The sequence below is a fragment of the Flavonifractor sp. An112 genome (genome assembly GCF_904377885.1).
Taxonomy (GTDB): Bacteria; Bacillota; Clostridia; order Oscillospirales; family Oscillospiraceae; genus Flavonifractor; species Flavonifractor avicola.
Genome location: NZ_CAJFGT010000009.1, coordinates 17,647 through 44,439 on the forward strand (window position 1 = coordinate 17,647; position 26,793 = coordinate 44,439).

Sequence of the window (26,793 nt, forward strand, 5' to 3'; positions counted from 1 at the left end):
CTGTTACTCCACCATCTTCTCCAGTTCCTCCCAGGTGGGTCCCATAGCCTCGATCTCGCCCCAAGTGGAAAACTTCTGTTCCATCAGTGCCCAGGTGATATACCAGTACACATATTCTACACCCAAATGGGCGGGCAGAATGCTCTCAATGATCTCCCGCAATTCTTCAAACCCATCGGGAATTCCGGGCACATCAGGGAAGTAAACCTCCACCGTCCCCGCCTTTCCGGTCTCTCTGGCCTGGGCATTGATGCCGCAACCTTTCAGATTGTCATTGATGGCCGCCAGAGTGAAGCTGTCTCCACCGATGCGGAGCAGGGCGGCCAAGGCCGCCCGCCGCATTTCCAGATCGGCGGTCACCGGCCGCCGGGTCAGCAGGCTCTCCACAGCCTCCAGCCCCCGGTCCTCCGCCGTGGAGAGCAGCATCTCCCGCTGGATCTCCTCCAGACCAGCTTCCACACCGTCCAGCGCCTGACCCTGGGCCTCCAGCTCCCCGCCGTTGGCAGTGCCCTCCAGTTCGTAGACCCGCATGGGCCGCAGCAGGTCCTTCAAATATTCCGCGTAGCCGCTCATGCCGTTCCCTCCGTCCGGGTAACCGAGACACTATTCAGCTGGGGCAGCACATCGTGCTCCACCGTCACATCGGCGGCTGGAGCGGTGAGGGTATAATTCTCCACCCCGTCCACCTCATAAATCAGCTGGCCCAGCTTAGCCCGCAGGATGTTCTGGCCCAGTCGCTGTCCATTAAACCAGCTCCGAATGGCCTGCTCCACATTCTGCCGCACCGTCTCCCCGTCCCGGTTGGCCGCTGTCTGGATCTGAGCGGTCACATCCACATTCTGTACTTCCGGGGCACGCACCTGCACATCCACGGCGATCTCCCGCCGCTCCTCAAAATAGGCCTGCAATTCCTCCAGCAGTTCCTCATCGGGCACTCCGGCGGAGGTAGCCACCACCACGTCCACCGAGCCCACCCCTCTGGGCCGGGACACCACCGCCGCAGCCGCCACCTGAGGAAAGGACATGGCGCTCTGCTCATAGTAGGCGGCGTTGGCGCCGTTGGGCATCCGCTGGAAGGTCTCCAGCACTCTGGCCCGCAGGGTCTCGTCGTCCTCCGCATCCAGGCCGCCGGAGAATCCCTCCGGATTGGTACACCGGCTGACCCCCACCGGGGCCACCGCCATGGCCCGGATGGCGCCTGCCGCCACATTGCCCGCCGTCCCCGTCTCCAGGGCTACCGCCGGGGCATCCACCTGGGTTTCACCGGCCTGGAGGATGACCTCCTGGGTGGTCTCAAAACGGATCAGCCCCGCCGTCATACACACCGTCCCCGCCGGGATGGTCAGATCAGCCTGGGCGGCACTGTCCGTCTGGAAACGAATTGTCCCCTCCGCCGCCACAGCCTCACGGCGTTCCAGGCCCCGCAGCTGGGCGTGCTTGTCCAGATATTCCCCCTCCGCACTCTGGGGAAAGCACTGGCGGTTTACCCAGTCGGCCTGAATGTACAGGGCGTAGATCTGGGCAGCCACGGCGTACAGCCGCACCGCCATATCTCCGTCTCCGGCCAGAGCAATCCCCGTCTCTTTCTCAAAGATGGCCGTCATCTCTCCATAGATCTCGTCAATGGATCTCACCAAATCCCTCCCGTCACAACCGTCAGCTTCAGCTCCTCCCCCTGCCACTCCAGCACCACCTCCATGGTGCCGTTCTCCTCCAGGCTCACGGCAGTCACCGTCAGGTCAGGCTCGTCCTCCAGGGCCTGGGCCACATACTGCTGGGCCAGATTCTGCCGCTGGGCGGGCTTACAGCGACCCAACTGGTAGAGCTGGCTGCCCAGGTTGGGCAGAAAGGGGAAGCTGCCCCGCGGGATGGACAGCTTCCACAGCACCCGCTGGAGCAGCTCCTGGCTGCCCTCCGCTCTCCGGTAGCCGCCCCCCTCGTCGGGCACATAGTCGCCGTCCCTTACCATCAGTTCCATCTGCTCACTCCCTTGTCATGACCTCCTTGCCGTTGACCAGCAGTTTGCCGGTCACGGACACCGTGCCGTCCATGCCCAGGCGAATGGAGGTGCCGCCGCTGTAGAGCAGCACCTCACCCTCCGCCACGCCGTACTCCTCGGCACACCGTGCCCCCGCTACGCAGGGGGCCTCACCGTCGGCGCCGGTCTTGAGGACCAGCACCTGGTCACCCCGGGCTGGCCGCCATACATAGCCGCCGGGGGCAAATACCGGCAGGTCACGCCGCTCGCCGTCCAGGCATACCCCTGCCGGGTCGCCCCCCAGGGTAACGGTGCCCACCTGAGAACCTCCATCTTTTCTTCTACGCCGCTGCTGCTGTGCCAGCCACATCTTGTCTCCCTCCTACTTCAATGCCGCCGGGTCCCCCAGCACCAGCCGGGTGTAGGTTCCCTTTTCGTCCATTCCGCTCACCATTTCCGCTACCCGCCAGGTGCCCCGGCCTACCGGCTTGTTCAGGTGGACTTCCACCAGCTCCCCCGGCCAGGCCACAAAGGCCCCGGGCAATTCCAGCTCCAGCTGCCGCAGTTCCTCCGCCGACCGCTCCAGCTGGTAGCTGCCGGAATAGCGCATGGTCTGATAGCTGCTCTTTCCCGGCATGGTGAGTACCCTCCGGCACCGGCCGCCCCGCCGGGCGAAGTCCTGGTTCTCCACTGTCTGCACCGCTCCGGTGGTTCTGTCCCGCACCAGGATCTGAGACAGCACACCGTACCGCTGATCCCGCAGGGTAAGTGCGGTCACCCCCGTGTCCTCGGACAGCACCAGCTTCTCCCCTGTCTCCCAAGGGGTGACCACCAGCCGCCCCAGCCGGTCAAACCGGGGGGTAATCCCGCCGTAATATCGGCAGAACTCATAGACCACCTGCCACTCGCTGCTTCCCACCGCCACGGAAAAGCCGGGCACGGCGGTGAGTTTGGCCCCCGGCGCCGCCTCCAGCCCGTAGGGCGTCACATGGTCCCGCAGGATGTCCTGCCAGGTGGCCACCTGGTAGTCCATACCCAGAGCCTCGTTGTCCAGCAGCCGGGCCGCCATACCTCGACCAGATATGGTCAAAAAACCGCCCTGTTCATCCCAACCCCGCTCGCACTCGTCCACCAGGCCGGTGAATACCCTCTGCCCCCCCTCGTCGGCGGTAAAGCTGACTGCCTCCGCCAGCAGATCCTCCTCCGGCTCCCACAGGCAGCGCACCTCGAAGCTGTCGCAGGGGGTGCCCAGCCCATACTGAAACTTCCATTCCGTTACCTGGGGCAGAGCAATCTGACTTCCGTCCCAGCAATGCAGTACGGCCTCCATCACGCCACCCGCACTTTCTGCCCCGGGTAGATCAGGTTGGGATTTTTGATCTGGGGATTGAGGGCAATCAGATTACTCAGATCTACCCCATACCGCCGGGCGATCCCCCACATGGTGTCCCCCCGTACCACGGTGTACCACTGCTCTCCGGTGGAACCAGTCTGGGCCGTCCCTCCCGTTGTTCCGCCAGAGGTGGTGGTCACTCGGGTACCTGTGCTGTGCCCACCAAACTCCTCCCAGAAGGTGAAGGTATACTTCACATAGTCGGCTCTGGGCTCCTGACTGAGGGAGAGCTCCACAAAGTAGGCGTTGGCCGTCTGCCATACCGGGTGGACCAGGATACCCGGCCCCTCGTTATAAAAGACGGTAGCCAGCTTTTTGAATTCGTCGTAGGCCCCCTCCCCCACAAACTCTCCTTCTCCTCGCATGATGCGGTAAGAGGGTCCCAGATCCTGCAGGGCATAGTGGCCGAAGGGCACCTCCCTGGCCCCCACCTTCCGCTTGAAGGAGATGGAATACACCCTGGGATTGTGGGGCCATACATAGTTTTTATAGCGCATTGCCGCCAGTCTCACAGCAGTTGAAACCCCCCGTCAAATCTTCGTGCGTCCCGCCGCACCAGCCGGTCCAGCCGCCGCAGCCCATCCTGACCGCCGTTCTGTTCTCTGCCCGGCGGCTCCAATGTCACCACTTGGGTCTGCCGCTCCGCCACCGGAAGGCCCGCCAGGCTGATCCGTACCGCCTGATCCAGCTCCCGGACAGCCTCCGTCCAGGCCCGGTCAGTCTCCGGCCCGCCATTCGTCCGGCGCTCCCCGGCCTGACCCAGTACGTCTAACCCCGCCGCCCACCGGCGGATATCTCCGCCGGTGACAGTTCCGGAACCGCCCGCCGTCAGAGCCAAACCGGCCCCGTCCCTGCCCTCCAGACTGGACAAGACAGCTTCTTCCGTGTTCTCTCCGCTCTGTCCGGCCTCTTCTTCTCCCACAGCAGGGAGGGGGACCCGCACCGGGCCGGTCTCCCAGGTCTCATCCCTTTCCTCCCGCTCCAGCTGCTGTTCCAGCAGCTGTCCAATATAGTCGATCATGCCCTCTCCCCCCGCATCAGCCGTTCAAACCGCTCCTGATCGAAGGAGGCGTTCTGTCCCCCCACGGTGGCCCCCGCCTGCTGTCCGCATACCGGGCAGCAGGACTCCTCCGCCTTCTGCCGGCAGGAGGGACACAGCTGCTCCAGCACTTCCTCCCGGTCCAGCATCAGGTTGAGGGCGCACCACAGGTAGTCTCTGGCCTTCATTTTTTGAGCCCGCTCCTCCGTGGGAAGGGCCCCAAACGTCTTGAGCACACGCCAGCGAAGGCGCTCATAAGGCGTATGCTCCAGGCTTTTTTTAGGGCCCGGGCCTCCTCCCCATCCTCGGGGGAGGGATTTTCCGCCCGGTCCAGCTTATCCCACAGTCGGGCCAACTGGGCTACCTCCCGGGCGCTGAGGTGCTCCAGCACCGCCCGACCTGAGGAGAACAGGGGCTTGCCGTTCTCCTCCAGGGCCCGGGCCAGCAGGCAGGCGTTGGCGCACAGGGCCCGCTCTCCTTCGCCCTGGGCCAGTTCCTCCCCCTCCCGGCGTGCCTCCAGCACCTCCAGGGCGGAGAGCAGCCGCAGCTGGGTGCCGTCCTCCAGGGTCAGCCTGTCCCTCCGGCTCAGCAGCGATTCCATCCCTGTTTCACTCCTCATACCGCCGTCTCGATCCGCTTGGCCGCCACCACCGTAATCTTTTCCACCACCATGGCCCCCAGGGCTCCGGTCTCGCCGATGGTACTCCACTGACAGCCGGAGTAAATGATCTTCCGGTCCGGCTTGCAGATCACCAGGCTGAAATCCTCCAGGTCGTGGAAGTTGATGCCGTCCCGGATGGCCTCATCGGTGGCGTACAGCCGGGTCAGCTCCAGCACATGGGTGCGCGGACCGGGAATGGTAGCCACCGGCTCTTCCTCGCCGAAGGCCTCCACGCTCTGGCTGGAGCGGGTGGTCTTAGCGGTGTAGCTCTGGACCACCGCCACCTTCTTCCCGTCGATCTCCAGATAGATGTCGCTGCTGGTGGGAAAACCTGAAATCTTCATGCTCTTCCCTCCTTATACCGTGATGTGGGCGGTGAGCCAGATCTGGTTGAGGCCGTGGGCCACCGTAAAGGTGAAGTCCACCAGACAGACGGTGGGATTTTCCGTGTCCGCCTCCACCGTCACCTGATCGTAGCCGGTGATGATCTCCCTGGCCAGCTTGTTCTCCAGTTCCAGCACCACCTGGGAGCGGATAGCCCCCCGTGTCTGCTCGGTGTTCTTGGTCCTGCGGAACTTGGCCCGCAGGGAGTTGCGGATGGTGGGAATCACGTCGTCCACAATGCGGATGGTAGTCAGTTCCCGCCAGGTGGCGTCCTCCGCCTCTCCAGTCTTGGTGCGGGTGGTGACACCCCGCACCACACTGACCACGCCGCTCACGTTCTCCAGTGGAGTGACGCCGCCCCGCACCAGGGTGTCGATCTCGGTGTCAGCGTACCGGGCCTCCATCCCCTCCAGGCCCTTCAATTCCGCGCCGCCCAGAGGGATGGCGGGGTCGCTCTCTCCGGCAATGGCCCCTGCCACGGCAGCGGCGGCCAGGCCGGTGTCATCGCCGGGGGCCGCCAGCACCACCCGCTCGCTGTTGAGCCCTTCCGCCCGCTGGACCAGGGCCTCCACATTCTCGCTCTGAGCGCCGCCCACCACGGCGATGCGCTCCCGTCTGGCCTGGGACGCGTCGCAGACGCTCTGCCGCAAAGCCTGCTGGACGGTCAGTTCCGTGCTGTCGCACACTACCACAGAGATATCCTCCTCTACCGCCAGCAGGTCGAAGGCTCCCTGATAGTTTTCCTGGCCGCTCACCGGGACCGCCACCACCTTGGCCGCGCCGTTGCGGAACAACACCTGCACCAGTTTGGTCAGGTTCTCCTCCTGACCAAACTGGGTGACCGCGTCCTCATAGCGGTTAAGGGTATACAACTTGCCGCTCTCCCCCTCGGTAACCAGTCCCACCAGGCCCACCGTACGGCCGCCGCCGCTGCCGCTGATCACAGTGGATGCGTCGTAGCTGGAGTATACTCCAGGCCGTTCATGGATCGTCATACTCAAATCCGGCTCTCTCCTCTCACAATAAAGTCCAGGAAGGTGCCGCCCTCCTGGGCCACCGCATACAGGTAGCCCCGGCATACCGCCTCCACCGTCCGGTGGTAGAGGCCGGCCCCCTGGTCAAATTCCGTCTCTCCGCAGGAGAGCTCCTGGATGGTAAGGCCGGGGGGCCCCTCCCGCTGCAAGGCCTCAGCCATCCGGTCAAAGGTCTCCTGAATACCCGCCGCGCCGCAGCCCTGGGGAGCGTACAGGTCCAGCCCGAAGGTGAGGACGATCTTCCTCCCGTATAGCTCCTGCCACTGGCCGCTCTCCTGGTCATACCGTTCTCCCAGGTAGTCCCGGAACCCCTCCGGTCCCCCCTGGCAGGCCCGGAGGGAGACGGCTGCCACCACTCCATCTCTCCGGGCTCGTCTCATCTCCGGGTAGGCGCATTGGGCCTCGATGCCCTGCCCCTGCAGATAGTCCGCCATCCGCTTCCGGATCGTTCCAAACTCCATCCTTCTCCCCCCGCTTCCCACAGTCTTTCCACCCGTCAAAACACTCCAGGTCACGCTCAATCTCTTACCGCCAGCAGTCCCCACCAGTACACCAATTCCTCCCCCAGGTATACCGGCTGGGCACTGCGTACCGTAAAAGTCTGGCCTCCCCAGGCAAGGTACCCGTCGCCCAGCTCATCCAGAGCCATGTCCGGGCCGCCCAGGCAGATCCATCGGTCCTGCCGTACCAGCCCCAGAGGGGTAGGCTGCCGCTGGAAGAAATCCGCCCCCTTCTCCTGAACGGGCTGGAGGAAGGCCCGGCACGCCGTGCCCTCCTCCTGCCCCTGCCGGTAGAGGGTGACGGTCTGACCATATCTGGATAAAATCTGTCTCCAGCGGTCGGTCATCCCTCCACCCCCCGAAACAGAAATCCCCGGTCCTTCAGATAGGGCCCCAGCACCGTCTCGCCCTGGAGCCGGAGGGCGGCGGAGCGCTCCCGATCCTGAACGCAGTCCGCCTCCCGGATGGTAACGCTTCCGGCAGTAAACTCGGTCCCGCCGCCGTACTGGCCTCCGGCCAGCCCTGCCAACGCCACCCAGGCGCACCCCAGCACGAAGGCCGGGCCGCAGTCCTCCGGACTCACCCCGTCCCGGAGCCGTCCGGTCATCTCAGTCTCCGCCGCCCGGCACAGGGCCTCCAGGGCCGCCTGCTGGCCGTCGTCTACATGACCCAGACTCTGGGCCATTGCCATGATCTCCTCAATCATTTCAGCTTCAGCACCTTGGCGGCATCGGTGAACAACTTGGCAAAGCCGGAGATGCTGGTGATAGCGGCCCGCTCCAGCTGGCGATCAATGAGCTTGTCATACTCCACCATCACGTCGGAGCCCTGTACCATCTCCAGAGCGTAGTTCTTGTCCAGGCCGATGAGCTTACCGCTCTCCAGAGCGGAGGTGCGCAGCAGGGTGGCCCCCAGGGGGGTGGACAGCTTGCCGGTACCCTGGAAGTTGAGGCCGGTAAGGGGATTCTGGAACTCGTCCATCTTAAGCAGCTGGCGCATCATGTCGCCGGACACCAGCAGGGTGTTCATCTCGTAGGGGTCAAACTGGGCCCAGAAGTCCACCAGATCGTCGTAGGTCAGGGTACCGGAGGAGCCGCCAATGGGGTCGGAGCCCACGGTATACTCCTTGGCGGGGTTCTCGTTGCCGTCGCCGTGGAGAAGCACATCAATGGCATCCTCCAGGTGCATCCGGTTGATGTGGGCGCCGATCTGCCGCAGGGTGACGGAGAACAGGTCCAGCTTCTGATAGCGGATGGCTTCGTAGGAGGCCACCAGCATCCGGCCCCGCTTGTGGAGCTTGACCAGGTTCTCCTGGGTCTTGACCTGGGTCTGGGGGATGGTGGCGCCCTCCTCCACATGGCGCAGGGCCTTCTGGTCATCCTCGGGCACAGAGGCAATGGAGCGGTAGTCCATGCCATCGAAGCGGGTGACGGCTGCGGTGATGTGGGGCAGCAGGTCGGCCTCCTCCATACCCTGGCGCACCGACCGGGCGATGTACTCGGGGAAGAGGACGGCGGACTGGCTGGTGGAGAAGAACTTTTCCACCACGTCACTGCCCGCGCCCTTCACCTTGATGTCAAAGCGCTTGAGCTGACGCTGATAGGCGTCCAGGCCTTCCAGAGGAGTGCCCTTGTACTGCTCCGAGGGATCCTCCCGCTCCAGCACCTGGGTAAAGGTGCGGCCCGCCTCGTTGTACATACCCTTTTCCAGTCTCAGATTGTCAAACCGATAGCTCATATTCCCATCCTCCCTTTCTTACAGACGCACCACAGCGCCGTCGGTCTCCACACGCACCACCAGGTACTCCACACCGGCGGAATCGTTCTTCTTTACCCCGCCGGCGCTGTCAGCGGACAGCTTGACCCAGCCCGCCTGGATATCCTCGCCGGTGGCGGCCACCTTTACCAGGCCGCCCAGCTGAACGGCGGCATAGCCGTCCTCCGCGGACAGGGCCACGCCGCAGAACTTCTCGCCGTCGGTACAGGGGCCCACCGTGCCGTCCTCCGTCACCTTGACCACCTGACCGGCGATCACACCCTCGCCGCAGGCAAAGGTAGCCACCACTTCGCCGATGCCCTCAAAGGAAATCTTGCTGCTCATGTTTCTACTCCTTTCTTTTTGTCGGGGCCAATCCCCGTCATTGCGCGCCAGTGCGCACACTGGCGCAGCAATCCGTTATCGTCGGTTTCAGATCAAAAATGCCCCGTCCCGTCCCTCCGCCGGGACCTGCCGCTCCCAGGCGGGCAGCTGGGTCTCCACGCCCCAGGCCTTGTCCACCTGGACCTCAAAGGCCTTCTTCAGCGCGTCCAGTTCCGGCTCCTCCAGCTTCCGGACAATGCTCTTCAGCGTCTCCTGCTCCAGAGCCAGCCCGGCCACGCCGCCCAGGCGCACCACCTCGTCCTTGAGCTGCTGGAGGTACTTGCGCCCCAGGGCGGCCTCCCGCTCCAGCTGTTCCATATCCTGTCTCATGCTCTTCATCACCCCCGCGTTTTTCTGGGCCGGCACCGCCACAAAGGACCACTCGTAGGCGTCGGTGGCGTGGACCAGATCGGCCCAGCACAGCTTGCCGCCGTACTCCCTGCCCTTCTCATGGGCGCACCGGCTTCGGTCATGGATGTTCTCTCCGCAGATGGAGCATCTGGCCTCCTCCACCGCGCAGCCCACGCTCACCTCCTTCTTGATGCCGCCCTCGATCTCAGCAATCAGGTCCTTGTTGCTCTCGGTCCGCAGCATATAGGCGTAGCCCTTCAGGTAACACAGAGCGTCCCCCGCCGCCGTGAGGACGCTCTCATCCCGCACCAGTTCGGTGCGGTAGATGCGGGCGGTCTGTCCGGCGGCGCTCCACTGGTGGTCGAAAATACCGCTCTTGCCCACAAAGAGGGGGGCCAGCTCCTCCAGAGTCTCCGCCGGGAACCGCTCCCCGTCCCGATCCACCTCGTTGTCGCACAGCCGTACGGCGAAGGTGTATACCTCCTCCTCCGTCAGTTTTTTGCGGCTGATGGCGTTGATCAGCCCCAGCTCGTTCTGATCCAGGGCGGTACCCTGATCCACCCCCGCCTGCTTGTTGATGTTCATACCGTCTCTCCCTTCTCTCTGGCCTCGTTGTCCATCTCCACCGTCCGGGCCTGCTGGCGGTAAAGCTCCGCCCGAGCCTCCTCCACCAGGTCCTGGAGGTTGATATCCTTCCACTCCACCGTCACCTTGGGATCATACCCGTGGAGCCTGAGCCACAACTCGCAGATCCGCTCCACCACCGGCTCCAGTCCCCGGCGGATGGCGGTGATCTCGCTGGTCATCATATCAGCCTGCTGGGTACTCATCCGCTCGGTGGAGGACCAGGACAATCCCAGCAGGAAGGGCGGGATGCCGGTGCGGGATACCAGCTGTTCCAGGATCTGCCGTACCGGCACCTCGCTGTCCAGCACCTGGTTGTCCGCGCCGATCACTTTGATGTCCACATCGCCTACCGCCACAAAGTCCCGGACATTGCCGTGCTTGCCCGCCTGCATGGCGGCGGACCACTCCCGGGCGATCTGGCGGCTGCGCTCCTGCACCATGCTATGATCCAGGGGATTGTCCCCCGGCTTGTACACCACCGCAAAACGGACATTGCCCATCCGCTCCCAGTTCATGCCCATGGCCTGATAAATTTTGAGCAAAATTTCAGTCAGGAAGGGCATGGACCGCAGCAGACTCACCCCATAGGGGCTGTCCGTCTCAGGCTGAAAGGGGGTGAAGAGGAGCAGCTCCTGCCGGGGCAGTTCCCGCATGGTACCGTCGGTCCCCCGGCCCCAGATGGCAAACTCCATCGGGGTGTCCCCTTCTTTAATCTCGATGTCGGCCACGTTTCCGCACAGCAGGGCGGCGATGTCCCGCCGTCTCCGGTCAGGGACGATCTCCCCCACCGCCCGGCCGCAGGTGAGCATAGAGTCCAGATAGCAGTCCAGGAAGGACTGGATGCCCCGCTGGCCCCGTCCGGTATCTACGTGCTGTAAAAACCACTCCAGCTCCTCCTGGGCCCGTTTGTCTCCGCACTGCACAATCACCCCGCCTGCCAGCCGGATCAGTTTCCAGATGGCGGCATCCACAATGGGCACCGCCTCCCGGATGCTGCGATAGAGGGCGATCTCCCCCTGCCGCAGGGGCACATAGCCGTCCAGCACACCGAAGGGATGCCTGCCTCCCTCCCGGATCTGGACCGCCAGTCCGCCGCTCTCCGGCCCACTTTTCTTATGGAACAGTCCCATAACCACACTCCTTTTTCTCAAAACCGCTCCCGCTCCACGCACAGCCCTCCGAAAAATCCGCCCTCGCCTCCCGCCGCCACCGTGGCGGCGAAATACCGGATGTCGTCCATGGCGTGGTCGTGTATCTTCTGTACCCGGTCCCCCACTGCCTTCTCATCCCAGCAATAGAGGGAAAATTCCCGGATGGCGTCGGCGCAGGGCGCGCAGATTACCAGCTTGCGCTGCCGTAACAGATCGGCGGTCACGCGGATACCGGCCAGCACGTCGTTATTGGCCTTTTCTACCCGCCAGCCCTGCCGCCGCAGCAGCTCGATAAAACTGGCGGCGGAGGGGTCGATCACCACCCGCCGGATGGTCCTTCCCCCTGCCAGCTGCTCCAGATCCCGGGCGTACTCTCCGTCGGTTTTCTGCCTGCCCTCCCGCCGGGAGTCGTAGTAAAACTCCTTGACCCGGTACCACACTCCATCCCGCAGACCCCACAGGCCGAAGGAAGAGGGATTCACCGTCCCGTAGTCGCAGGAGATGCACCACTGTTCCATCTCCCCCTGGGGCACAGGCTTCACATAGCTCTCATCAAAAAAGTCGTATACCCGCCCCTCTGCCGCCGCCCACTCTCCCAGCACGAACCGCCGGTAGAAGGTCCCGCTGAAGTTGCGAGTATACCGCCGGATGACTCTGGGGGAGAGGGCTGGGTTGTCCTGCATGGTAAAGTGGAGGTAGAGGGCATTGTGTTCCTCCTTCTTCTGGATCCACTCCTTGTAGAACCAGTGCTCCGGCCCCTCCGGGTTGCAGGAAAACCACATCCGGCTCCCCTCTACCGAGCACCGGGCGCAGGCTTGCTCCACAAAGGACCGGGGCATGAGGGCCACCTCGTCCAACAGCACCCCCGCCAGGGTGATGCCCTGGATGAGGGCGGCACTTCCCTCGTCCTTTCCGCCGAAGAGGTAGAAGGTATTCTCCCGCCCGCCGAAGCGGACGGTAATCAGATTTTTGGACACCTTCTCCTCCCACTGAAAGCCCAGCTCCCTGAGTACCGGTAGCAGCCCACCCAGCAGATTGCGCCGCAGACCAGTGACCGTCTTGCCGCACAGGCCGAAGGCCTGACCATGGAAGGTCCGCATGGCCCAACAGAAGAAGGACAGACCCATACACATGGTCTTGCCGCTGCGTACCGCCCCGTCGCAAATTAATGCTTCCCTGTCCCGCACTTCCGGGTCGCACCACCAGGTGAGCACCTGCTTCTGCTTGGGGGAAAACGTCCGAAATTTCATCTATCCTCCTCAGCCTTCCGTTCCCATGCCTGAAAGAACTCCGCCTGCTTGTCCTCCTGTCCGTCAGAAAGCTCCACCAGCAGTTTGAGTACCGTCAGCCGATCCACCAATTGAATTTCCACAGCTCCTTTGTCGGTACGTTTGAATCCAGTGAGCGCCGTCAAATCCAGGCTGTCGATTTCCTCCACTTCTCCTTCTTCCAAAAAGGCCAGCTTGACCGCATCGTTGGCCTTGCACTTGGCCAGTTTCTCCATCAGTTCCAACAGCCTGCCCCTCTCACTGTCCACCGCACTCACTCCTCACCCTTGGCGTCCCAGGGCCAAAAGTTGGATGTTTGCGTACACCGAAGGAGAAAAAAAGTCAAAAAAAATTTGGAACCGCTCCGGTCATCCCGGAGCAGCCCCAAATTTTGGTTTATTTACTTGTCTGTGTTACCGGATCAGTCGTCCCGGTCGGCATCCCAGTCGATGATTACACCGGTAACCGCGTTGATGTTGCAGTCGTACTCCATGTTGCCGTTGCGCATCTCCACTTCGTACACATACCGGCCGTCGTCCCGGTCCAGTTCGCACTTGACCACGGTGGTGCCGGCAGGAGCCTTGGCCAGGGCGATCTCCTTGGCCTTGGCCTCAGTGATGAGGTCGTCCTGGGTGGCGGTGCTGCTGCCGCTGCCCTTCAGGGAAAAGTCATCCCACTCCCGGTCATAGGAGAGCACCGCGCCGCTGGTGGCGTCGATATCGTAGTCGTACTCCGTGTTGCCGGCGTAGAACTCCACCTCATAGTGTACCCGACCGTCATCCCAATCCAGCCCGGCCTTCACAAAGATGGCGTCGCCGGCCTTCACGCCCGCATGATTGAGGGCCGCATTCTTGGCCTGTTCCACGGTAATATAGTTGGAGGCGCCGGGAGTGGATGCAATATACTGGTCCTGCGTGGTAAGCACAGCAGTATAGGTGGCGGAATCGTAATCCACCTTCAGACCGGCGGCCTCGCAGATGGCCCGAACGGGGGCGTAGGTAGTACCGTTATAGGAGAAGAGGGGTACCTCATTTCCATCGGCGTCCTTGGGCTGGAACCGTGCGCCGTTCAGGGTCACCTGAATATCGTCCTCAACCTTGATGGTTCTGGTAGCCGCCATGGCGGTAACTCCCAATCCCACTGCCAGAGACACAACCAACATACCGGACACAAAACCTTTTCCAAAACCTCTTTTCATCTGAAAAACTCCTTTACAATGAAATTTATGATTTACTTCATGGGCCTCACCGGCCCTTCTGCCTATACAATGGTGCAGCCCGCCCAAATATTGCACAGAATCTGAAAGTTTTTTATTTTTTATTTTCCCGCGAAAAAATCTTGACTTTTTCCAAATATCTTATATAATAATAGGGCTTGTTCGTGACAAGCCATCCTTGCTCCCGCAAAGGGCGGGGGCCATATGTCCATAAGGAGGTGCAAAGAAAATGGCAAAACTCAGCGGTAACTACGAGGTGGTCTACATCCTCAATCCCAACCTGGGTGAGGAGGCCACTGCTGCCATGGTGGAGAAGTTCAAGACTCTGGTGGAGCAGAACGGCACCCTGGCTGAGGTCGACGAGTGGGGCAAGCGCCACCTGGCCTATCCCATCAATGACCTGACTGAGGGCTACTACGTGCTGATGACTTTCGAGTCCAAGCCCGAGTTCCCCCGCGAGCTGGATCGTATCCTGCGGATCACTGACGGCGTGATGCGCTCCCTGATCGTCTGCAAGGACGAGTAAGAGAGGAGAGGCTTCATGCTGAACCGTATTATTCTCATGGGTCGTCTGACCCGTGACCCTGAACTCCGGCACACTCAGACCGGGACGGCTGTGGCCTCCTTCTCTCTGGCTGTGGACCGGGACTTTAAGGACAAGACCACCGGCGAAAAGGCCACCGATTTCATTGATATCGTGGCTTGGCGTCAGACGGCGGAATTTGTCTCCCGTTTTCTCACCAAGGGCCGTATGGCCGTGGTAGAGGGCCGGCTCCAGCTGCGTGACTGGACCGACCGGGACGGCAACAAGCGCCGCACTGCCGAGGTGGTGGCCGACAACGTGTATTTTGGCGACTCCAAGCGGGACGCCGAGGGCGGCGGATACAGCGCACCCTCCGGCGGCTACGGCACGCCCGGCGGCTATGCGCCCCCCGCGGCCCCTGTTGGCGGCGGCTATTCCGCCCCTGCCGGCGGCGACCAGTTTGCCGAACTCACTGAGGATGACGGCGAATTGCCCTTCTAAACCGAACACAGCGGCGGATGCCGCATCATAAAACAAGCCGGACTATAGGCCCGGAACAAGGGAGGTTTTCCAGTTATGGCTATGGATAGAGAGCGCCCCCGCGGCCGCAAGCGCCGCAAGGTCTGCACCTTCTGTGTGGACAAGGTGGAGCACATCGACTATAAGGACGCCGTGAAGCTGCGTCGGTTCCTGTCCGAGCGGAGCAAGATCCTGCCCCGCCGCACCACCGGCACCTGCGCCATGCATCAGCGTCAGCTCACTGAGGCCATCAAGCGTGCTCGTCAGATCGCGCTGCTGCCCTTCGTGACCGACTAATAGCGTCATTGAACAGCCGGGCCAATGGCCCGGCTGTTTCTTTTTGCTCTGACCATCCTCCAGTACCTCTGTAGGGGCCGATGCCCACATCGGCCCGTCTCTTCCCTCCCGAAACACCTTGACAGCCCGTCCCGGTTGTCATAGAATATTCCCGATGCAAACATCCCGGTGTTTTGTCAAAACCGGAGGTATTACATACAAATCAGACGAAGGAGAACAGACCTGTGATCGAACTGAAACACTTATCCAAGGTCTTTCCCACGGCGGACGGGGACTTTGAGGCCCTGTCGGATATCAACCTGACCATTGGGGACGGGGATATCTTTGGTATCGTCGGCATGAGCGGCGCGGGTAAATCCACCCTGGTGCGCTGCATCAACCTGCTGGAGCGACCCACCCAGGGAGAGGTCCTCATCGACGGAGAGAACCTGATGGAACTCTCCCCTGCCCGTCTGCGCCAGACCCGCCGGTCCATCAGCATGATCTTCCAGCAGTTTAACCTGCTGATGCAGCGGACCTGCCTGAAGAACATCTGCTTCCCCATGGAGATCGCCGGCGTCCCGGCGGCGGAGGCCAAAAAGCGGGCCCTGGAGTACCTGGACATCGTGGGCCTGCCCGACAAGGCCAATGCCTACCCCGCCCAGCTCTCCGGCGGCCAGAAGCAGCGCATTGCCATCGCCCGTGCTCTGGCTTCCAACCCCAAGATGCTGCTGTGCGATGAGGCCACCTCCGCTCTGGACCCCACCACCACCCGCTCCATCCTGAAGCTGATCCAGGACATCAATAAGCGCCTTGGCATCACTGTGGTGGTCATCACCCACGAAATGGCGGTGGTGGAGGAGATCTGCACCCATGTGGCCATTCTGGACCACGGCCATATGGTGGAGACCGGCACCGTGGAGGAGGTTTTCTCCAACCCCAAGACCGAGGCCGGCCGCAAGCTGGTGTTCCCCGAGGGCGCTCATATCGACCAGTTCCCCGTGGCCAGCGTGGTGCGGGTGGTGTTCAACGGCGGCTCCTCCTATGAGCCTCTCATCGCCTCTCTGGCCATCGACTGTGGGGTCAAGGTCAACATTCTGGGTGCCGATACCCGCAACGTGAACGGCAAGGCCTTCGGCTCCATGCTGCTTGGCCTGCCTGAGGACAAAACCGAGGCCGCTAAGGCCATGAACTATCTGCGCGCCCAGAAGGACGTGACTGTGGAGGAGGTGCCTGATTACCATGGCTGATCTGCTGCAAAATGAAGAGGTCCTCCGTCTGCTGGAGCTGAGCAAAAACGGCCTGCTCTTTGCCATCTGGGAGACCCTGTATGTAACGGTGATCTCCACCTTCTTTGCCTATGTCATCGGTCTGCCCCTGGGTGTCATCGCCGTGGTGGGTGAGCCCAATGGCGTACTGCCTCTGCCCCGTCCGGTGATGGCGGTGCTGAATTTTGTGATCAACATTCTGCGTTCGGTGCCCTTCCTCATCCTGATGGTGGTGGTTATTCCCCTGTCCCGGCTGATCCTGGGCACCTCTATCGGCACGGTGGCCACCATTGTACCTCTGATCGTGGCTGCCTTCCCCTTTGTGGCACGTCTGGTGGAGGCCTCTCTCCGTGAGGTGGACAGCGGCGTGGTGGAGGCCGCCCAGTCCATGGGCTGCTCTCCCTTCCAGATCATCACCAAGGTGATCCTGCCTGAGAGCCGCCCCTCCCTGATCTCCGGCTTCACCACCGCCTTCATCACCATCCTCAGCTACGGCGCCATGGCGGGCGCCATCGGCGGCGGCGGCCTGGGCTCCATGGCCCTCAATCTGGGCTATCAGCGCCGGATGAATATCATCCTGTGGGTGTCTGTGGTGGTGCTGGTTATCCTGGTCCAGATCTTCCAGTCCATCGGTACCCGGGCCTCGGTCCGTCTGGATAAGCGGATTCGCAGCACAGACCGGAAGAAGAAGCTCAAGACCAACCGGGCAGAAAAGTCCGGAATCCATTAATCATCTGTTTGGACGGGGTGCGCAAACTTTTTGGTATGCGCACCCCGTTCTTTTGTCTAAACTGTCTACTTGACGAATGAGTGAGGGAGGCATATACTAAATGCAACCCAAAGGGAACTGAATAACGCCCCTCAAACGCAATGAAGAGAAGAGTAACCAGAAAGATACGGCACAGAGAGCCCGGTATGGTGGGAACGGGTACGGAAGGTTTTGGTGAAGATGGTCTTGGAGCGGCGCACCGACTACCGTTTGGTATAGGCTGCGACGGGTGCGCCCGTCAGCGCGCAGGAGTATGACTGTACTCCATAAGGCCCCTGTCGTGAGGCAGAGGTGAAACAAGGTGGTACCACGAAGCGGAAAGCTCTCGTCCTTGAACTTTATTCAAGGGCGTTTTTTTGTACTCTGATTTGGGTAACACCTGTGAACATGAAAAGGAGAAATGTACCATGAAGAAGCTTGTCTCTCTGCTCCTGACCGGCGCTCTGTCTTTCGGCCTGCTGGCCGGCTGCGGCGGCGGTAACTCCGGCTCCGCCAACACCCCCGCCGGTAATTCCGAGACCCCCTCCGGCAACTCCGAGACCCCCGCTGTGGAGAACACCGCCTCTCTGGAGGGCACCACCATCAAGGTCGGCGCCACTCCCGCCCCCCACGCTGAGATTCTGGAGGTAGCCAAGGGCATCCTGGCTGAGCAGGGCATCACCCTGGAGATCGTGGAGTTCAACGACTACATCCAGCCCAACCTGGCAGTGGAGAGCGGTGAGCTGGACGCCAACTACTTCCAGCACATCACCTACATGAACGAGTTCAACGTCAGCGACGGCACCCACCTGGTCAGCGCCGCTGAGATTCACTACGAGCCCTTCGGCCTGTATGCCGGCAAGACCGCCAGCATCGACGAGCTGGCTGACGGCGCTCAGATCGCCGTGCCCAACGACACCACCAACGAGGCCCGCGCTCTGCTCCTGCTCCAGCAGGAGAACCTGATCACCCTGAAGGAGGGCGCCGGCATCACCGCCACCAAGGCCGATATCGCTGATAACCCCAGGAACCTGGACATCGTTGAGCTGGAAGCCAGCCAGCTGCCCGTCCGTCTGGGCGATGTGGACATGGCCGTTATCAACGGCAACTACGCCATCGACGCCGGCCTGAAGGTTTCTGACGCTCTGGCCGTTGAGTCCGCCGACGGCGAGGCCGCCCAGGCTTACGTCAACGTGCTGGCCGTTAAGGAGGGCCGCGAGAACGATCCCGCCATCCAGGCTCTGGTGGAGGCCCTCAAGAGCGACGAGGTCAAGACCTTTATGGATGAGACCTACGAGGGCGCCGTTGTCCCCATGTTCTAATCTTTCCAGCATCTAAGCAAGGCCCGCCGGATGGCGGGCCTTGTTTGTTGCCCAAAATTCCTATTGAATTTGTGGGATTTATGTGGTATGCTGATACCAACCTGAGAAACATACTGGGAGGCTGCACACTATGAAGATCGCCCATTCCATTCCCGAACTGATTGGCAACACCCCCCTGCTCCGCCTGGAGCGCTTTGCCCCCGGCGGCGGCATCCTGGGCAAACTGGAGAGCTTCAATCCCCTGTCCTCCGCCAAGGACCGTGCGGGACTGTATATGATCCGGGCCGCTGAGGAAGCCGGCCTGCTCAAGCCGGGCGCCACCATCGTGGAGCCCACCAGCGGCAATACCGGCGTGGCCCTGGCCTATATCGGCCGCCAGCGGGGCTATCGTGTGGTGCTTACCATGCCTGAGACCATGAGCCAGGAGCGTCGCTCCCTGCTGTCCGCTCTGGGGGCGGAGCTGGTACTCACGGAGGGTGCTAAGGGCATGAGCGGTGCCATTGCCAAGGCCAAGGAGCTGCTGGAGGCCGACCCCTCCGCCTGGATGCCCGACCAGTTTAACAACCCCGCCAACGCCAAGGCCCATTATGAGACCACCGGCCCTGAGATCTGGCGGGATACCGATGGCACGGTGGACGTGTTGGTGGCCGGCGTAGGTTCCGGCGGCACCATCACCGGCGCGGGCCGTTTCCTGAAGGAGCAGAATCCCAACATTAAGGTCGTGGCGGTGGAACCCGCCGAGTCCGCCGTTCTGTCCGGCGGCCAGCCCGGCCCCCACAAGATTCAGGGCATCGGCGCCGGCTTCGTCCCTGGTACCCTGGACATGGGGGTAGTGGACGAGGTCCTTACCGTCCCCGGCGCAGAGGCCATTGCCTCCGCCAAGGAACTTGCCCGGGCCGAGGGTATTCTGGTGGGCATCTCCTCCGGTGCTGCCGCCTGGGCGGCCCGGGAGCTGTCCAAGCGGCCCGACTTCCAGGGCAAGACCATCGTAGCCGTTCTGCCCGACACCGGCGAGCGCTACCTCTCCACCGGCATCTACGCATAAAAAAGAAAGGACGCTGCTCACGCAGCGTCCTTTTTTCTTTCCTCAGCGTTTTGGAACCCCCAGCAGCCACAGGGCTGCGCCAGGGATGGCGCATATCTGAGGGCGGAGCACAAGGAATACCAACTGGCGATTCATGAGCCATATATACGCCGGGATCTGAGGAACTTCTACCAGCGCATCATAGGGCACGCCCAATGCGGTCTGGATCACCTGGATCAGTCCCACCACCAGCGGCGGAAGCAGCAACACCACACATACCGCCAGCAGAAGCAACACACCCCGCCGGGCCCAGGCCATCCACGTCCGCTCTTCCGGCGGCCGGATCACCCGCAGCAGCCACAGCCCCTGAAGGGCGCACCAGCCCAATATCAGCCATAAGGCGGGCCTCAGCAAACCGTTGGTAAGGGCGGTCACCAGCACCGCCCCTACATTGCCACGCTTTAGCATCTCATTCAGCCACGGTGCAGGAAGCGTCAGCAGCAGAAAAATCGCCGCCAGGGTCAGACAGCCCACTGCCAGCCGCTTGGCCTCCCGCTGCTTGTCCTGCTCCACAGGCAGGCCGTACAGCACCTGATTTACATCAGTCTCCAGCGCCTGGGCGATCCTGACCAGCATCTCAATGTCCGGCCTGCTCCTGCCCGTCTCGTAGTTAGACACCGTCTGTCGGGTAACAAATAGAGCTTGCGCCAGTTCCTCCTGGGTCATGCCCTTTTTCTCCCGCAGCGTCCTGATGTTCTTTCCAATATCCCGCATATCCGCTCACCTCGTCTACAGGATAAGCCGGACCTTCGGATTTGTCACGCAAAGAACCTTTTACATAGGAACTCAGTCGGCGTTTTCGCAACTCTCCGGACACTTCTCCTGATGCCGGCGGACCAGATCGGCCAGGGTCACATGATCCACCACCCCGGACACCGCAGCCTGGATCTCCCTCCAAATCTCCACGGTAACGCACCTGTCTGCCCGTCCGCACCGGCACACATCGTCGGCATCGGCACAACTCACCGGAGCCAGATTACCCTCCAGCACCCGCAGGATCTCGCCTACCGTGTATTCCTCCGGCTCCCGGGTCAACAGGTAGCCGCCGCCGGCGCCCCGCACCGAGCGCACCAGACCAGCCCGAGAGAGCTGGGTCACAATCTGCTCCAAATATTTGTCGGAAATATCCTGCCGCTGGGCCACATCCCGCAGAGGTACCGCAGTACCGTGGCTATGGAGCGCCACGTCCAGCATCAGCCGCAGGGCATATCGTCCCTTGGTAGAAATTTTCATACGATCCCTCCTGACTTTTCAAATATAATACCATAATACTGGTAGGATTTCAAGCAAAATTTCCCCTTGACTTTCGCACCAAAAAGTGCTAAAGTCTCTTTCAAAGGAAGGAGCGTGCCCGTCATGCTGAAGCGTACCGGTTATGGATACGGCTATTACCGCTGCTATTTTGCCAGCGGTGTTTCTGCCTGCCCATAACCGGCTGACCGGGTTTCGTTCTGATAACGGACGGAAAAGATCCGCAGCTGCCTTTGGGCGGCTGCGGATCTTTTGTATTTGGAAAGGAGAACACATATGGTCGTTATTATGAAGCGGGGCTTTACCCCTGAGGAACTGGAAAAAGCCATCCTCACCATGGAGGAGGGCGGCGTCAAGGTCATGGTGTCCAAGGGCGCTGAGACCACCATTTTGGGTGCCGAAGGCAATGCCGACGGCATTGACCAGGAGAAGCTGTCCCTGCTGCCCGGCGTGGACCGGGTGATGCGGGTCACCGAGCCCTATAAGAAGGCCAACCGGAAGTACCATCCGGAGGATACGATCATCGACCTGGGGGGCGGCGCTCTGGTGGGCGGCGAGAAGCTGGCCGTCATTGCCGGTCCCTGCTCGGTGGAGAGTGAGGAGCAGATCGTGGGCGTGGCCCAGGCCGTCCAGGCCGCCGGAGCCGCCGCCCTGCGTGGAGGCGCCTTCAAGCCCCGTACCTCCCCCTACTCCTTCCAGGGCATGGGCAATGACGGCATCCGGCTGCTTCAGGAGGCCCGCGCAGTCACCGGCCTGCCCATTGTCACTGAGATCATGTCCACCGACAATGTGGAGATGTTCGAGATGTGTGTGGACGTGATCCAGGTGGGGGCCCGCAATATGCAGAACTTCGACCTTTTGAAGCAGCTGGGCAAGACCACCAAGCCCATCCTGCTCAAGCGGGGACTCAGCTCCACCATTGAGGAGTGGCTCATGTCCGCCGAATACATCATGGCCGGCGGCAACGAAAAGGTCATCCTGTGTGAGCGGGGCATCCGCACCTTCGAGACCTTCACCCGCAATACTCTGGATCTGTCGGCAGTGCTGGCGGTGAAGCAGCTGTCCCACCTGCCGGTGGTGGTGGACCCCTCCCACGCCTGCGGCAAGGCCTGGATGGTGGAGCGGATGAGCATGGCGGCCCTGGCTGCCGGGGCCGACGGCCTCATTGTGGAGGTCCATAACGATCCTCCCCATGCCCTCTGTGACGGGGCCCAGTCCATCACCCCCGCCCAGTTTGACGCTCTGATGGACAAGCTGCGTACCCTGGCCCCCTGCGTGGGCCGTACCCTGTAAAAAGGAGAGTCCCGGTATGAAAAAAACACTTGTTATCGTGGGTCTTGGTTTAATCGGCGGCTCCATGGCTCTGGCCCTAAAGGGCTTTGAGGACTATGAGATCGTAGGCGTGGACGTGTCCCAGCCCACCCTGCGCTACGCCAGCGAACACGGCGTGGGCGACCGGGTCACCGAGTACGCCGCCGATGTGATCCCCCAGGCCGACGTGGTGGCTCTGGCCCTTCATCCCCAGGGCATCCTGGACTTTCTGCACACCTACAAAGACCAGTTCAAGCCCGGCGCACTGGTGTGGGACGTGTGCGGCGTTAAGTCGGCCATTCTGGAGGGAGCAAACTGTCTGCCCGACACGGTGGACTTCATTGGCTGCCATCCTATGGCTGGTACTGAGTTCTCCGGCGTGGAACACGCCTTTGCCGAGCTGTTTCAGGGCTCTCACTTCCTGCTGATCCCCCGGGAAACCAGCCAGCCGGAGCACCTGGCCCTGTTGGAACGTCTGGCCGCCTATATGGGCTGCAAGGATGTCCACCGCACCACCGCCCAGGCTCACGACGCCCTCATCGCCTATACCAGCCAGGTGATGCACATTATCGCCGTGGCGGTGTGTGATGACCCCACCCTCTTTGACTGCAAGGGCTACGAAGGCTCCTCCTTCCGTGGCTGCACCCGGGTGGCCGCTCTGGATGTGGGACTGTGGACCCAGCTTTTCTCCCTCAACCAGCCCGCTCTGCTGGAGGTGCTGGACCGGCTCATCGGCAATCTTCAGTCCTACCGGGAGGTGCTGGCCACCGGCGACCGGAAGGCCCTGGCGGACAAGCTGGCCTTCTCCGCCGCCCGCAAACGGCAGATGGACCTGCCCGGCCCCGATCTGCTGGAGTAAATCAAAAGGACGTGCCTTTGAAGCACGTCCTTTTTGATTATTGGTATTGGAAGATATTCATATCCTCCAGAGTCAGATCCTGGTCGTAGGGATTGATGAGCTGGTTGACGGTCTCCAGGGTCTCCTCCGGGTAGAGCTGATAGCAGTATTGGCCCCAGCCGGGATAGTAGGTGTTTCCGTCTCCAGTGAGGGTAGCACTGGTCATGCCGTTCTCAAAGTCAAAGCCCAGAGCAGGCTCCGCAAACCATAGCATCTCACCAAACTCCAGGTTGGTGTTCACATACTCCAGGAAGATCTCGATATAGCGGTTAATCTTCTGGGGGTTAGACAGCGCTTTTTTCAGAATGGTGCCGATCAGCTGCTGCTGGGTCCTGGTACGCCCAATGTCGTTGTCCGGATAGGCGGAGTAGATGTTGTTGGGATAGGTGCCAGGACCATCGGAGTTTTTCCGGCACCGGGCCACGTTAAGCACGTCCTGCCCGTCCAGATGCTGGAGGCCCGGCTCATAGTGGATGTGCAGATCCTGGGTGGGATCGTCGTAGGCCATGTGGACGGGCACGTTGAACTCAATACCCCCCAACTCATCCACCAGCTCCTTGAATCCATCCATGTTGACTCCCACATAGAAGTCAATGGGGATACCCAGCATATCCGATATGGTGTCCCGCAGGGCCTCGATCCCCTGCTGGTAGACTGCGTTCAGCTTGCCGCTCTCCACCAGAGTATCTCTGGGGATGGATACCATGCCCACCGTCTGCGCCACCGTATCATAGGTGCAGACAATCATGGTATCGGCATTGCTGCCCACCTGATCCTTGGCCACCAGCAGAAAGGTATAGGTATAAGGTTTCCTCTGCCGGCCTGTGGTGGGCTCAGCACTGGTCCCCGGCTGAGCAGGTTCCGGCGTGGGCTCCGCCGCCATTTCCGGCTCCTTGGCCAGCAGCTTGTAGACGCAGAACAGCGTCACGATCAAAGCTGAGATGACCACAAGGATTCCATAAAAAATCTTCGCCGCCCGCCGTGCCGGGGAAGTCCGGCGGCGACGTTTCTTTCGGTGTGTCTGGGCCACTGAGGCGCGCCCCTTTCTCCAATCACGTTATGTCAACAAACAGTATCAGTATAGAGGAGAATGGCCCATCTGGCAAGTGTTTGCCGCAAATTTTTATCAAGTTGTCAGATTCTCCCCTCCCAGAGGAAAGACGGTACCGGCCGTGAGCAGCTTTTCCCGCAGATCCGCCCGGTAGTCGGGCTGCTCCGGGTCCAGGCTGTTGATCACCACTCTGTCGCTGCCCGCTCGGGCAGTGGAGTGGATGTACCTTCCCTCCCCCAGATAGAGGGCGATGTGCCCCGGAAAATAGAGCAGATCGGCAGGCCGGCAGGCCTCCAGAGGAATGGGCCGGACCGGGTACCCCGGCACAATGCGAGCATCCCGGTAGAGGAGCACTCCACTGAAAAACCAGGACATAAAAGTAAGCCCCGAACAGTCGATTCCCATGGGGGACTTTCCGCCCCAGCGGTACTGGGTGCCCAGATAGCTCCTGGCCCGCTCCACCACCCTGGCCCGGAGCTGTTCCTCCGGCAAATCACAGGGTTTAGCGCAATATTCCTCCAGGAAACTACCTTTTGTATAGCCTTTCCGTCCATCTGGCAGTTCGATCAGCCGCCAGCCCTCCGGAACAGCTTCCTCTATGGCAGCGACCAGACTGCCCCGGGGCAGGGTAGTCAGCACCGGCCGCTCCACCTCCGGCCCGGCCAGTATATCGGCAAAGGGAGCGGTCACCACCATTTTCCCCTGAAGGGGCCATTCCCCCGCCGGGGCCAGCTGCTCCCGCCGCACCCAGCCGGAATAGCCGTAGTGGGTACGGACCCGCCACCAATCCCCCTGGGCTTCCTCCGGTCCATAGACCGGCCAACCCATCAGGATCTCGTCCACCCGTTCTTTCTCCCCACCCGGTCCCGCATGAAGGGGGCAGAGGGGAACTGCTGCAACATATATCATAGGCCCTCGCAATCTCCACCCATTTGTGGTATGCTGAATGTACGGTTTATGGGACAGTAAATGTGATAGTCTAACTGGTAACACGGCAATAAAGGGGGTCGCTTCCATGCCGAAAAGCGCCAATCAAAAGTTGAAACTGCTCTGTCTGTGCAAGCTGTTGTGGGAGAGCACCGACGAGGAGCACACCCTTACCGTCCCTGAAATCATCTCCCGTCTGGAGGAGTGGGACATCAAGGCCGAACGGAAGAGCATCTACTCCGATATGGAAGCCCTGCGCCAGTTTGGGCTGGATGTGCAGTGCCGGAAGGGCCGCTCGCCGGGCTGGTTTTTGGGGGAGCGCCCCTTCCAGCTGGCGGAGCTGAAGCTGCTGGTGGACGCGGTCCAATCCTCCCGCTTCATCACCCAGCGGAAGAGCAGCCAGCTGATCCACAAACTGGAGTCCCAGGCCAGCATCCACCAGGCCCGTCAGCTCCAGCGCCAGGTCTATGTGGACCGGCGGGTGAAAACCATGAACGAGAGCATCTACTACACCATTGACAAGCTCCATACCGCCATTGCAAACCGGAAAACTGTGACTTTTCTCTACTTTGAGTATAACGTCCGCAAGGAAAAGGTGTTCCGCCATGATGGCCGCCGGTACACCGTCTCCCCCGCCGGTCTGATCTGGGACAATGAGAATTACTATCTGGCCGGCTATGACCACCGCTCCAAGGAGCTGCGCCACTACCGGGTAGACAAAATGGCCGATCTGGCCGTCACCTGCCTGCCCTTCACCGGGGTGCCGGAACACTTTGATATGGCAGCCTATGCGGGAAAACACTTCGGTATGTTCTCCGGCCGGGAGGGACAGGTCACCCTGCGCTGCCGCTCCAGTCTGGTGGGCGTGGTGCTGGACCGCTTCGGCCTGGATGCCATTCTGGTGCCTGACGGAGAGGATCATTTTACCGTTACCGTCTCTGCTGTGGTCAGCCCCCAGTTTTTAGGCTGGCTCTTCGGCCTGGGGGATGGGGTGCAGCTGCTCCGGCCCCAGTGGGCGGTGGAGGCCCTTCAGCAGCAGCTTTCTGCGGTAACCGGGCTGTACCAGAGCTGACTCAGCTCCAGCTCTCCCATACCTCCGGGCAGTAGCCCACGGTGGCCTGCCTGCCGTTGCGGACGATGGGGGTCTTGAGCAGCTTGGGATTGTCCAGCAGCTTCTCCAGCTTGTCAGAGTCATAGGCCAGGTAGTTGAGCAGGGCGGCGTCCGGATGCTTCTGATCAATGAGGTTATTCAGTCCCACCGCATTGACCACGCTTTTGAGCTCCCCGGCGCTCATACCGTACTTGCCCAGATCCACCGCCTGGAACTTGATGCGTCGCTCCTTGAACCAGCGCTCCGCTTTTTTCGTGTCAAAGCATTTGTTCTTTCCAAAAATCTGAATGTTCATGGCTTACTCTCCTATATAGGTGAACCGGGGGCCCTGATAGCCGTCCCGCTCCACAATCTCATTCCACATGGCCGCCGGCCGCACCCAGATGCCCCGCTCCCCGTAGAGGGCCTGATAGACCACCATGGGCTCCAGAGTCTCCGAATGGCGGGCCACATAGAGCAGCCGGTATTCGTTGCCCTTGAAGTGCCGGTAGCGGCCGGGCCGGGGCAGGTCATGATCCATAGGGAGTCCCTCCTTTTGTTATCCTGCTGGAGATATTCTACCATAACGTTCTGTGATGGACAACCGCCCTCCGTCCCCGCTCTGTCCATGCGTGCGCCGCCGCCAGATCCCATTACGCTTCGGATGGCTGTTTAGGGAAAACCCTTCCAATCCTGGGACCGCTGTGCTATAATTTCGGTAGTTACCGCTGCTCCAGGCCCATGTTCCTGTCAGCGGCTGATGTAACCGGAACCAGGCGAATCT

Annotated in this window: 37 protein-coding genes and 1 other annotated feature; of the genes, 10 read left to right on the plus strand and 27 right to left on the minus strand. The window is 61.5% G+C overall.

Translation table 11 applies throughout. The features are described from left to right. Positions 1-3 precede the first annotated feature (3 nt). The 21 genes from IHN22_RS02420 to IHN22_RS02520 form a co-directional block, all read right to left on the minus strand. Positions 4-573 carry a DUF2313 domain-containing protein gene (locus IHN22_RS02420; protein WP_191433292.1) on the minus strand — a complete coding sequence of 190 codons (570 nt, stop codon included), beginning with the start codon at positions 571-573 and terminating at the stop codon, positions 4-6. Beyond that, positions 570-1,634, minus strand: a complete 1,065-nt coding sequence (locus tag IHN22_RS02425) for a baseplate J/gp47 family protein (RefSeq protein WP_300985310.1) — start codon at positions 1,632-1,634, stop codon at positions 570-572. The genes IHN22_RS02420 and IHN22_RS02425 overlap by 4 nt, the downstream gene beginning before the upstream one ends. After that, complete coding sequence (locus tag IHN22_RS02430) at positions 1,631-1,978, minus strand: hypothetical protein (protein WP_191433293.1); 348 nt, start codon at positions 1,976-1,978, stop codon at positions 1,631-1,633. The genes IHN22_RS02425 and IHN22_RS02430 overlap by 4 nt, the downstream gene beginning before the upstream one ends. Before the next feature lie 4 nt (positions 1,979-1,982). Continuing rightward, entirely contained in the window at positions 1,983-2,348 is a 366-nt protein-coding gene (locus IHN22_RS02435) for a hypothetical protein (protein ID WP_087188074.1), read from the minus strand. Positions 2,349-2,360: 12 nt separating this feature from the next. After that, positions 2,361-3,308 carry a hypothetical protein gene (locus tag IHN22_RS02440; protein WP_191433294.1) on the minus strand — a complete coding sequence of 316 codons (948 nt, stop codon included), beginning with the start codon at positions 3,306-3,308 and terminating at the stop codon, positions 2,361-2,363. After that, positions 3,308-3,883: a SafA/ExsA family spore coat assembly protein gene (gene safA, locus IHN22_RS02445; RefSeq protein WP_365813623.1), complete on the minus strand. Its 576-nt coding sequence runs from the start codon at positions 3,881-3,883 to the stop codon at positions 3,308-3,310. Before safA ends, IHN22_RS02440 begins: the two co-directional genes overlap by 1 nt. Beyond that, on the minus strand, positions 3,880-4,392 hold the full coding sequence (locus tag IHN22_RS02450) for a hypothetical protein (RefSeq protein ID WP_087188071.1): 513 nt from the start codon (positions 4,390-4,392) through the stop codon (positions 3,880-3,882). Before IHN22_RS02450 ends, safA begins: the two co-directional genes overlap by 4 nt. Further along, entirely contained in the window at positions 4,389-4,598 is a 210-nt protein-coding gene (locus IHN22_RS02455; protein ID WP_191433295.1) for a molybdopterin oxidoreductase, read from the minus strand. Before IHN22_RS02455 ends, IHN22_RS02450 begins: the two co-directional genes overlap by 4 nt. After that, positions 4,595-5,011, minus strand: a complete 417-nt coding sequence (locus IHN22_RS02460) for a hypothetical protein (RefSeq protein WP_242955357.1) — start codon at positions 5,009-5,011, stop codon at positions 4,595-4,597. The genes IHN22_RS02455 and IHN22_RS02460 overlap by 4 nt, the downstream gene beginning before the upstream one ends. Positions 5,012-5,025: 14 nt before the next feature. Continuing rightward, positions 5,026-5,415, minus strand: coding sequence for a hypothetical protein (locus IHN22_RS02465; protein ID WP_191433296.1), 390 nt, complete (start codon positions 5,413-5,415; stop codon positions 5,026-5,028). A gap of 12 nt (positions 5,416-5,427) precedes the next feature. Next, the gene (locus IHN22_RS02470) at positions 5,428-6,450 is read right to left on the minus strand and encodes a phage tail sheath C-terminal domain-containing protein (RefSeq protein WP_300985320.1); all 1,023 of its coding nucleotides are present in this window, start codon (positions 6,448-6,450) and stop codon (positions 5,428-5,430) included. A gap of 2 nt (positions 6,451-6,452) precedes the next feature. Beyond that, entirely contained in the window at positions 6,453-6,950 is a 498-nt protein-coding gene (locus IHN22_RS02475; RefSeq protein WP_191433298.1) for a hypothetical protein, read from the minus strand. 56 nt (positions 6,951-7,006) lie between these two features. Continuing rightward, positions 7,007-7,336, minus strand: coding sequence for a hypothetical protein (locus IHN22_RS02480; protein ID WP_191433299.1), 330 nt, complete (start codon positions 7,334-7,336; stop codon positions 7,007-7,009). Next, on the minus strand, positions 7,333-7,674 hold the full coding sequence (locus IHN22_RS02485; RefSeq protein WP_300985312.1) for a hypothetical protein: 342 nt from the start codon (positions 7,672-7,674) through the stop codon (positions 7,333-7,335). The genes IHN22_RS02480 and IHN22_RS02485 overlap by 4 nt, the downstream gene beginning before the upstream one ends. 17 nt (positions 7,675-7,691) lie before the next feature. Further along, positions 7,692-8,726: a phage major capsid protein gene (locus IHN22_RS02490; protein ID WP_191433301.1), complete on the minus strand. Its 1,035-nt coding sequence runs from the start codon at positions 8,724-8,726 to the stop codon at positions 7,692-7,694. Between the two features lie 18 nt (positions 8,727-8,744). After that, positions 8,745-9,089 carry a hypothetical protein gene (locus IHN22_RS02495; protein WP_191433302.1) on the minus strand — a complete coding sequence of 115 codons (345 nt, stop codon included), beginning with the start codon at positions 9,087-9,089 and terminating at the stop codon, positions 8,745-8,747. Between the two features lie 87 nt (positions 9,090-9,176). Then, positions 9,177-10,064 carry a hypothetical protein gene (locus IHN22_RS02500; RefSeq protein WP_191433303.1) on the minus strand — a complete coding sequence of 296 codons (888 nt, stop codon included), beginning with the start codon at positions 10,062-10,064 and terminating at the stop codon, positions 9,177-9,179. Beyond that, complete coding sequence (locus tag IHN22_RS02505) at positions 10,061-11,236, minus strand: phage portal protein (RefSeq protein WP_191433304.1); 1,176 nt, start codon at positions 11,234-11,236, stop codon at positions 10,061-10,063. Before IHN22_RS02505 ends, IHN22_RS02500 begins: the two co-directional genes overlap by 4 nt. A 17-nt stretch (positions 11,237-11,253) precedes the next feature. After that, on the minus strand, positions 11,254-12,507 hold the full coding sequence (locus IHN22_RS02510; protein WP_191433305.1) for a PBSX family phage terminase large subunit: 1,254 nt from the start codon (positions 12,505-12,507) through the stop codon (positions 11,254-11,256). Continuing rightward, entirely contained in the window at positions 12,504-12,761 is a 258-nt protein-coding gene (locus tag IHN22_RS02515) for an XRE family transcriptional regulator (RefSeq protein ID WP_300985322.1), read from the minus strand. The genes IHN22_RS02510 and IHN22_RS02515 overlap by 4 nt, the downstream gene beginning before the upstream one ends. Positions 12,762-12,946: 185 nt before the next feature. Beyond that, complete coding sequence (locus IHN22_RS02520; RefSeq protein WP_191433306.1) at positions 12,947-13,723, minus strand: PepSY domain-containing protein; 777 nt, start codon at positions 13,721-13,723, stop codon at positions 12,947-12,949. Between the two features lie 247 nt (positions 13,724-13,970). On the opposite strand from IHN22_RS02520, the gene rpsF reads away from it, so the two are divergent. From rpsF to cysK, 7 genes are all read left to right on the plus strand, one after another. Next, entirely contained in the window at positions 13,971-14,267 is a 297-nt protein-coding gene (rpsF, locus tag IHN22_RS02525) for a 30S ribosomal protein S6 (RefSeq protein ID WP_087189288.1), read from the plus strand. Between the two features lie 15 nt (positions 14,268-14,282). Beyond that, complete coding sequence (gene ssb / locus IHN22_RS02530) at positions 14,283-14,765, plus strand: single-stranded DNA-binding protein (RefSeq protein ID WP_087269348.1); 483 nt, start codon at positions 14,283-14,285, stop codon at positions 14,763-14,765. 75 nt (positions 14,766-14,840) lie between these two features. After that, a complete protein-coding gene (rpsR, locus tag IHN22_RS02535) occupies positions 14,841-15,080 on the plus strand; it encodes a 30S ribosomal protein S18 (protein WP_007490771.1) in 240 nt (79 codons plus the stop codon). A gap of 224 nt (positions 15,081-15,304) precedes the next feature. Continuing rightward, positions 15,305-16,309, plus strand: a complete 1,005-nt coding sequence (locus IHN22_RS02540) for a methionine ABC transporter ATP-binding protein (RefSeq protein WP_087189290.1) — start codon at positions 15,305-15,307, stop codon at positions 16,307-16,309. Further along, entirely contained in the window at positions 16,302-17,057 is a 756-nt protein-coding gene (locus IHN22_RS02545; RefSeq protein ID WP_087189291.1) for a methionine ABC transporter permease, read from the plus strand. Before IHN22_RS02540 ends, IHN22_RS02545 begins: the two co-directional genes overlap by 8 nt. A 131-nt stretch (positions 17,058-17,188) precedes the next feature. Continuing rightward, positions 17,189-17,432: a binding site (T-box leader), on the plus strand. A gap of 71 nt (positions 17,433-17,503) precedes the next feature. Further along, positions 17,504-18,397, plus strand: coding sequence for a MetQ/NlpA family ABC transporter substrate-binding protein (locus IHN22_RS02550; RefSeq protein ID WP_191433307.1), 894 nt, complete (start codon positions 17,504-17,506; stop codon positions 18,395-18,397). Positions 18,398-18,527: 130 nt separating this feature from the next. Continuing rightward, positions 18,528-19,442 carry a cysteine synthase A gene (gene cysK / locus IHN22_RS02555; protein WP_191433308.1) on the plus strand — a complete coding sequence of 305 codons (915 nt, stop codon included), beginning with the start codon at positions 18,528-18,530 and terminating at the stop codon, positions 19,440-19,442. A gap of 42 nt (positions 19,443-19,484) precedes the next feature. Here cysK and IHN22_RS02560 read toward each other — a convergent pair whose 3' ends face one another. Beyond that, positions 19,485-20,195: a helix-turn-helix domain-containing protein gene (locus IHN22_RS02560; protein ID WP_191433309.1), complete on the minus strand. Its 711-nt coding sequence runs from the start codon at positions 20,193-20,195 to the stop codon at positions 19,485-19,487. A 72-nt stretch (positions 20,196-20,267) separates the two neighbouring features. After that, complete coding sequence (locus tag IHN22_RS02565) at positions 20,268-20,714, minus strand: RrF2 family transcriptional regulator (RefSeq protein ID WP_087189295.1); 447 nt, start codon at positions 20,712-20,714, stop codon at positions 20,268-20,270. A gap of 294 nt (positions 20,715-21,008) precedes the next feature. Here IHN22_RS02565 and aroF point away from each other — a divergent pair, with 294 nt between their 5' ends. Together aroF and IHN22_RS02575 are read left to right on the plus strand one after the other, a co-directional pair. Further along, positions 21,009-22,025 (plus strand): 3-deoxy-7-phosphoheptulonate synthase, encoded by a 1,017-nt coding sequence (aroF, locus tag IHN22_RS02570; protein ID WP_087269331.1) that lies wholly within the window; start codon positions 21,009-21,011, stop codon positions 22,023-22,025. Between the two features lie 16 nt (positions 22,026-22,041). Beyond that, entirely contained in the window at positions 22,042-22,902 is an 861-nt protein-coding gene (locus IHN22_RS02575) for a prephenate dehydrogenase (protein WP_191433310.1), read from the plus strand. A gap of 37 nt (positions 22,903-22,939) precedes the next feature. On the opposite strand, the gene IHN22_RS02580 is transcribed toward IHN22_RS02575, so the two are convergent. Both IHN22_RS02580 and IHN22_RS02585 read right to left on the minus strand, forming a co-directional pair. Continuing rightward, complete coding sequence (locus IHN22_RS02580; protein ID WP_300985324.1) at positions 22,940-23,869, minus strand: LCP family protein; 930 nt, start codon at positions 23,867-23,869, stop codon at positions 22,940-22,942. Positions 23,870-24,067: 198 nt separating this feature from the next. Further along, positions 24,068-24,835 carry a C40 family peptidase gene (locus tag IHN22_RS02585; protein WP_300985316.1) on the minus strand — a complete coding sequence of 256 codons (768 nt, stop codon included), beginning with the start codon at positions 24,833-24,835 and terminating at the stop codon, positions 24,068-24,070. A 172-nt stretch (positions 24,836-25,007) separates the two neighbouring features. Between IHN22_RS02585 and IHN22_RS02590 the strand changes: the two genes are divergently transcribed. Beyond that, positions 25,008-25,991 carry a helix-turn-helix transcriptional regulator gene (locus tag IHN22_RS02590; RefSeq protein ID WP_191433313.1) on the plus strand — a complete coding sequence of 328 codons (984 nt, stop codon included), beginning with the start codon at positions 25,008-25,010 and terminating at the stop codon, positions 25,989-25,991. 1 nt (position 25,992) lies between these two features. Here IHN22_RS02590 and IHN22_RS02595 read toward each other — a convergent pair whose 3' ends face one another. Both IHN22_RS02595 and IHN22_RS02600 read right to left on the minus strand, forming a co-directional pair. After that, on the minus strand, positions 25,993-26,325 hold the full coding sequence (locus tag IHN22_RS02595) for an arsenate reductase family protein (protein ID WP_087269316.1): 333 nt from the start codon (positions 26,323-26,325) through the stop codon (positions 25,993-25,995). A 3-nt stretch (positions 26,326-26,328) separates the two neighbouring features. Further along, positions 26,329-26,550, minus strand: coding sequence for a DUF1653 domain-containing protein (locus tag IHN22_RS02600; RefSeq protein WP_191433314.1), 222 nt, complete (start codon positions 26,548-26,550; stop codon positions 26,329-26,331). Positions 26,551-26,793: the final 243 nt, after the last annotated feature.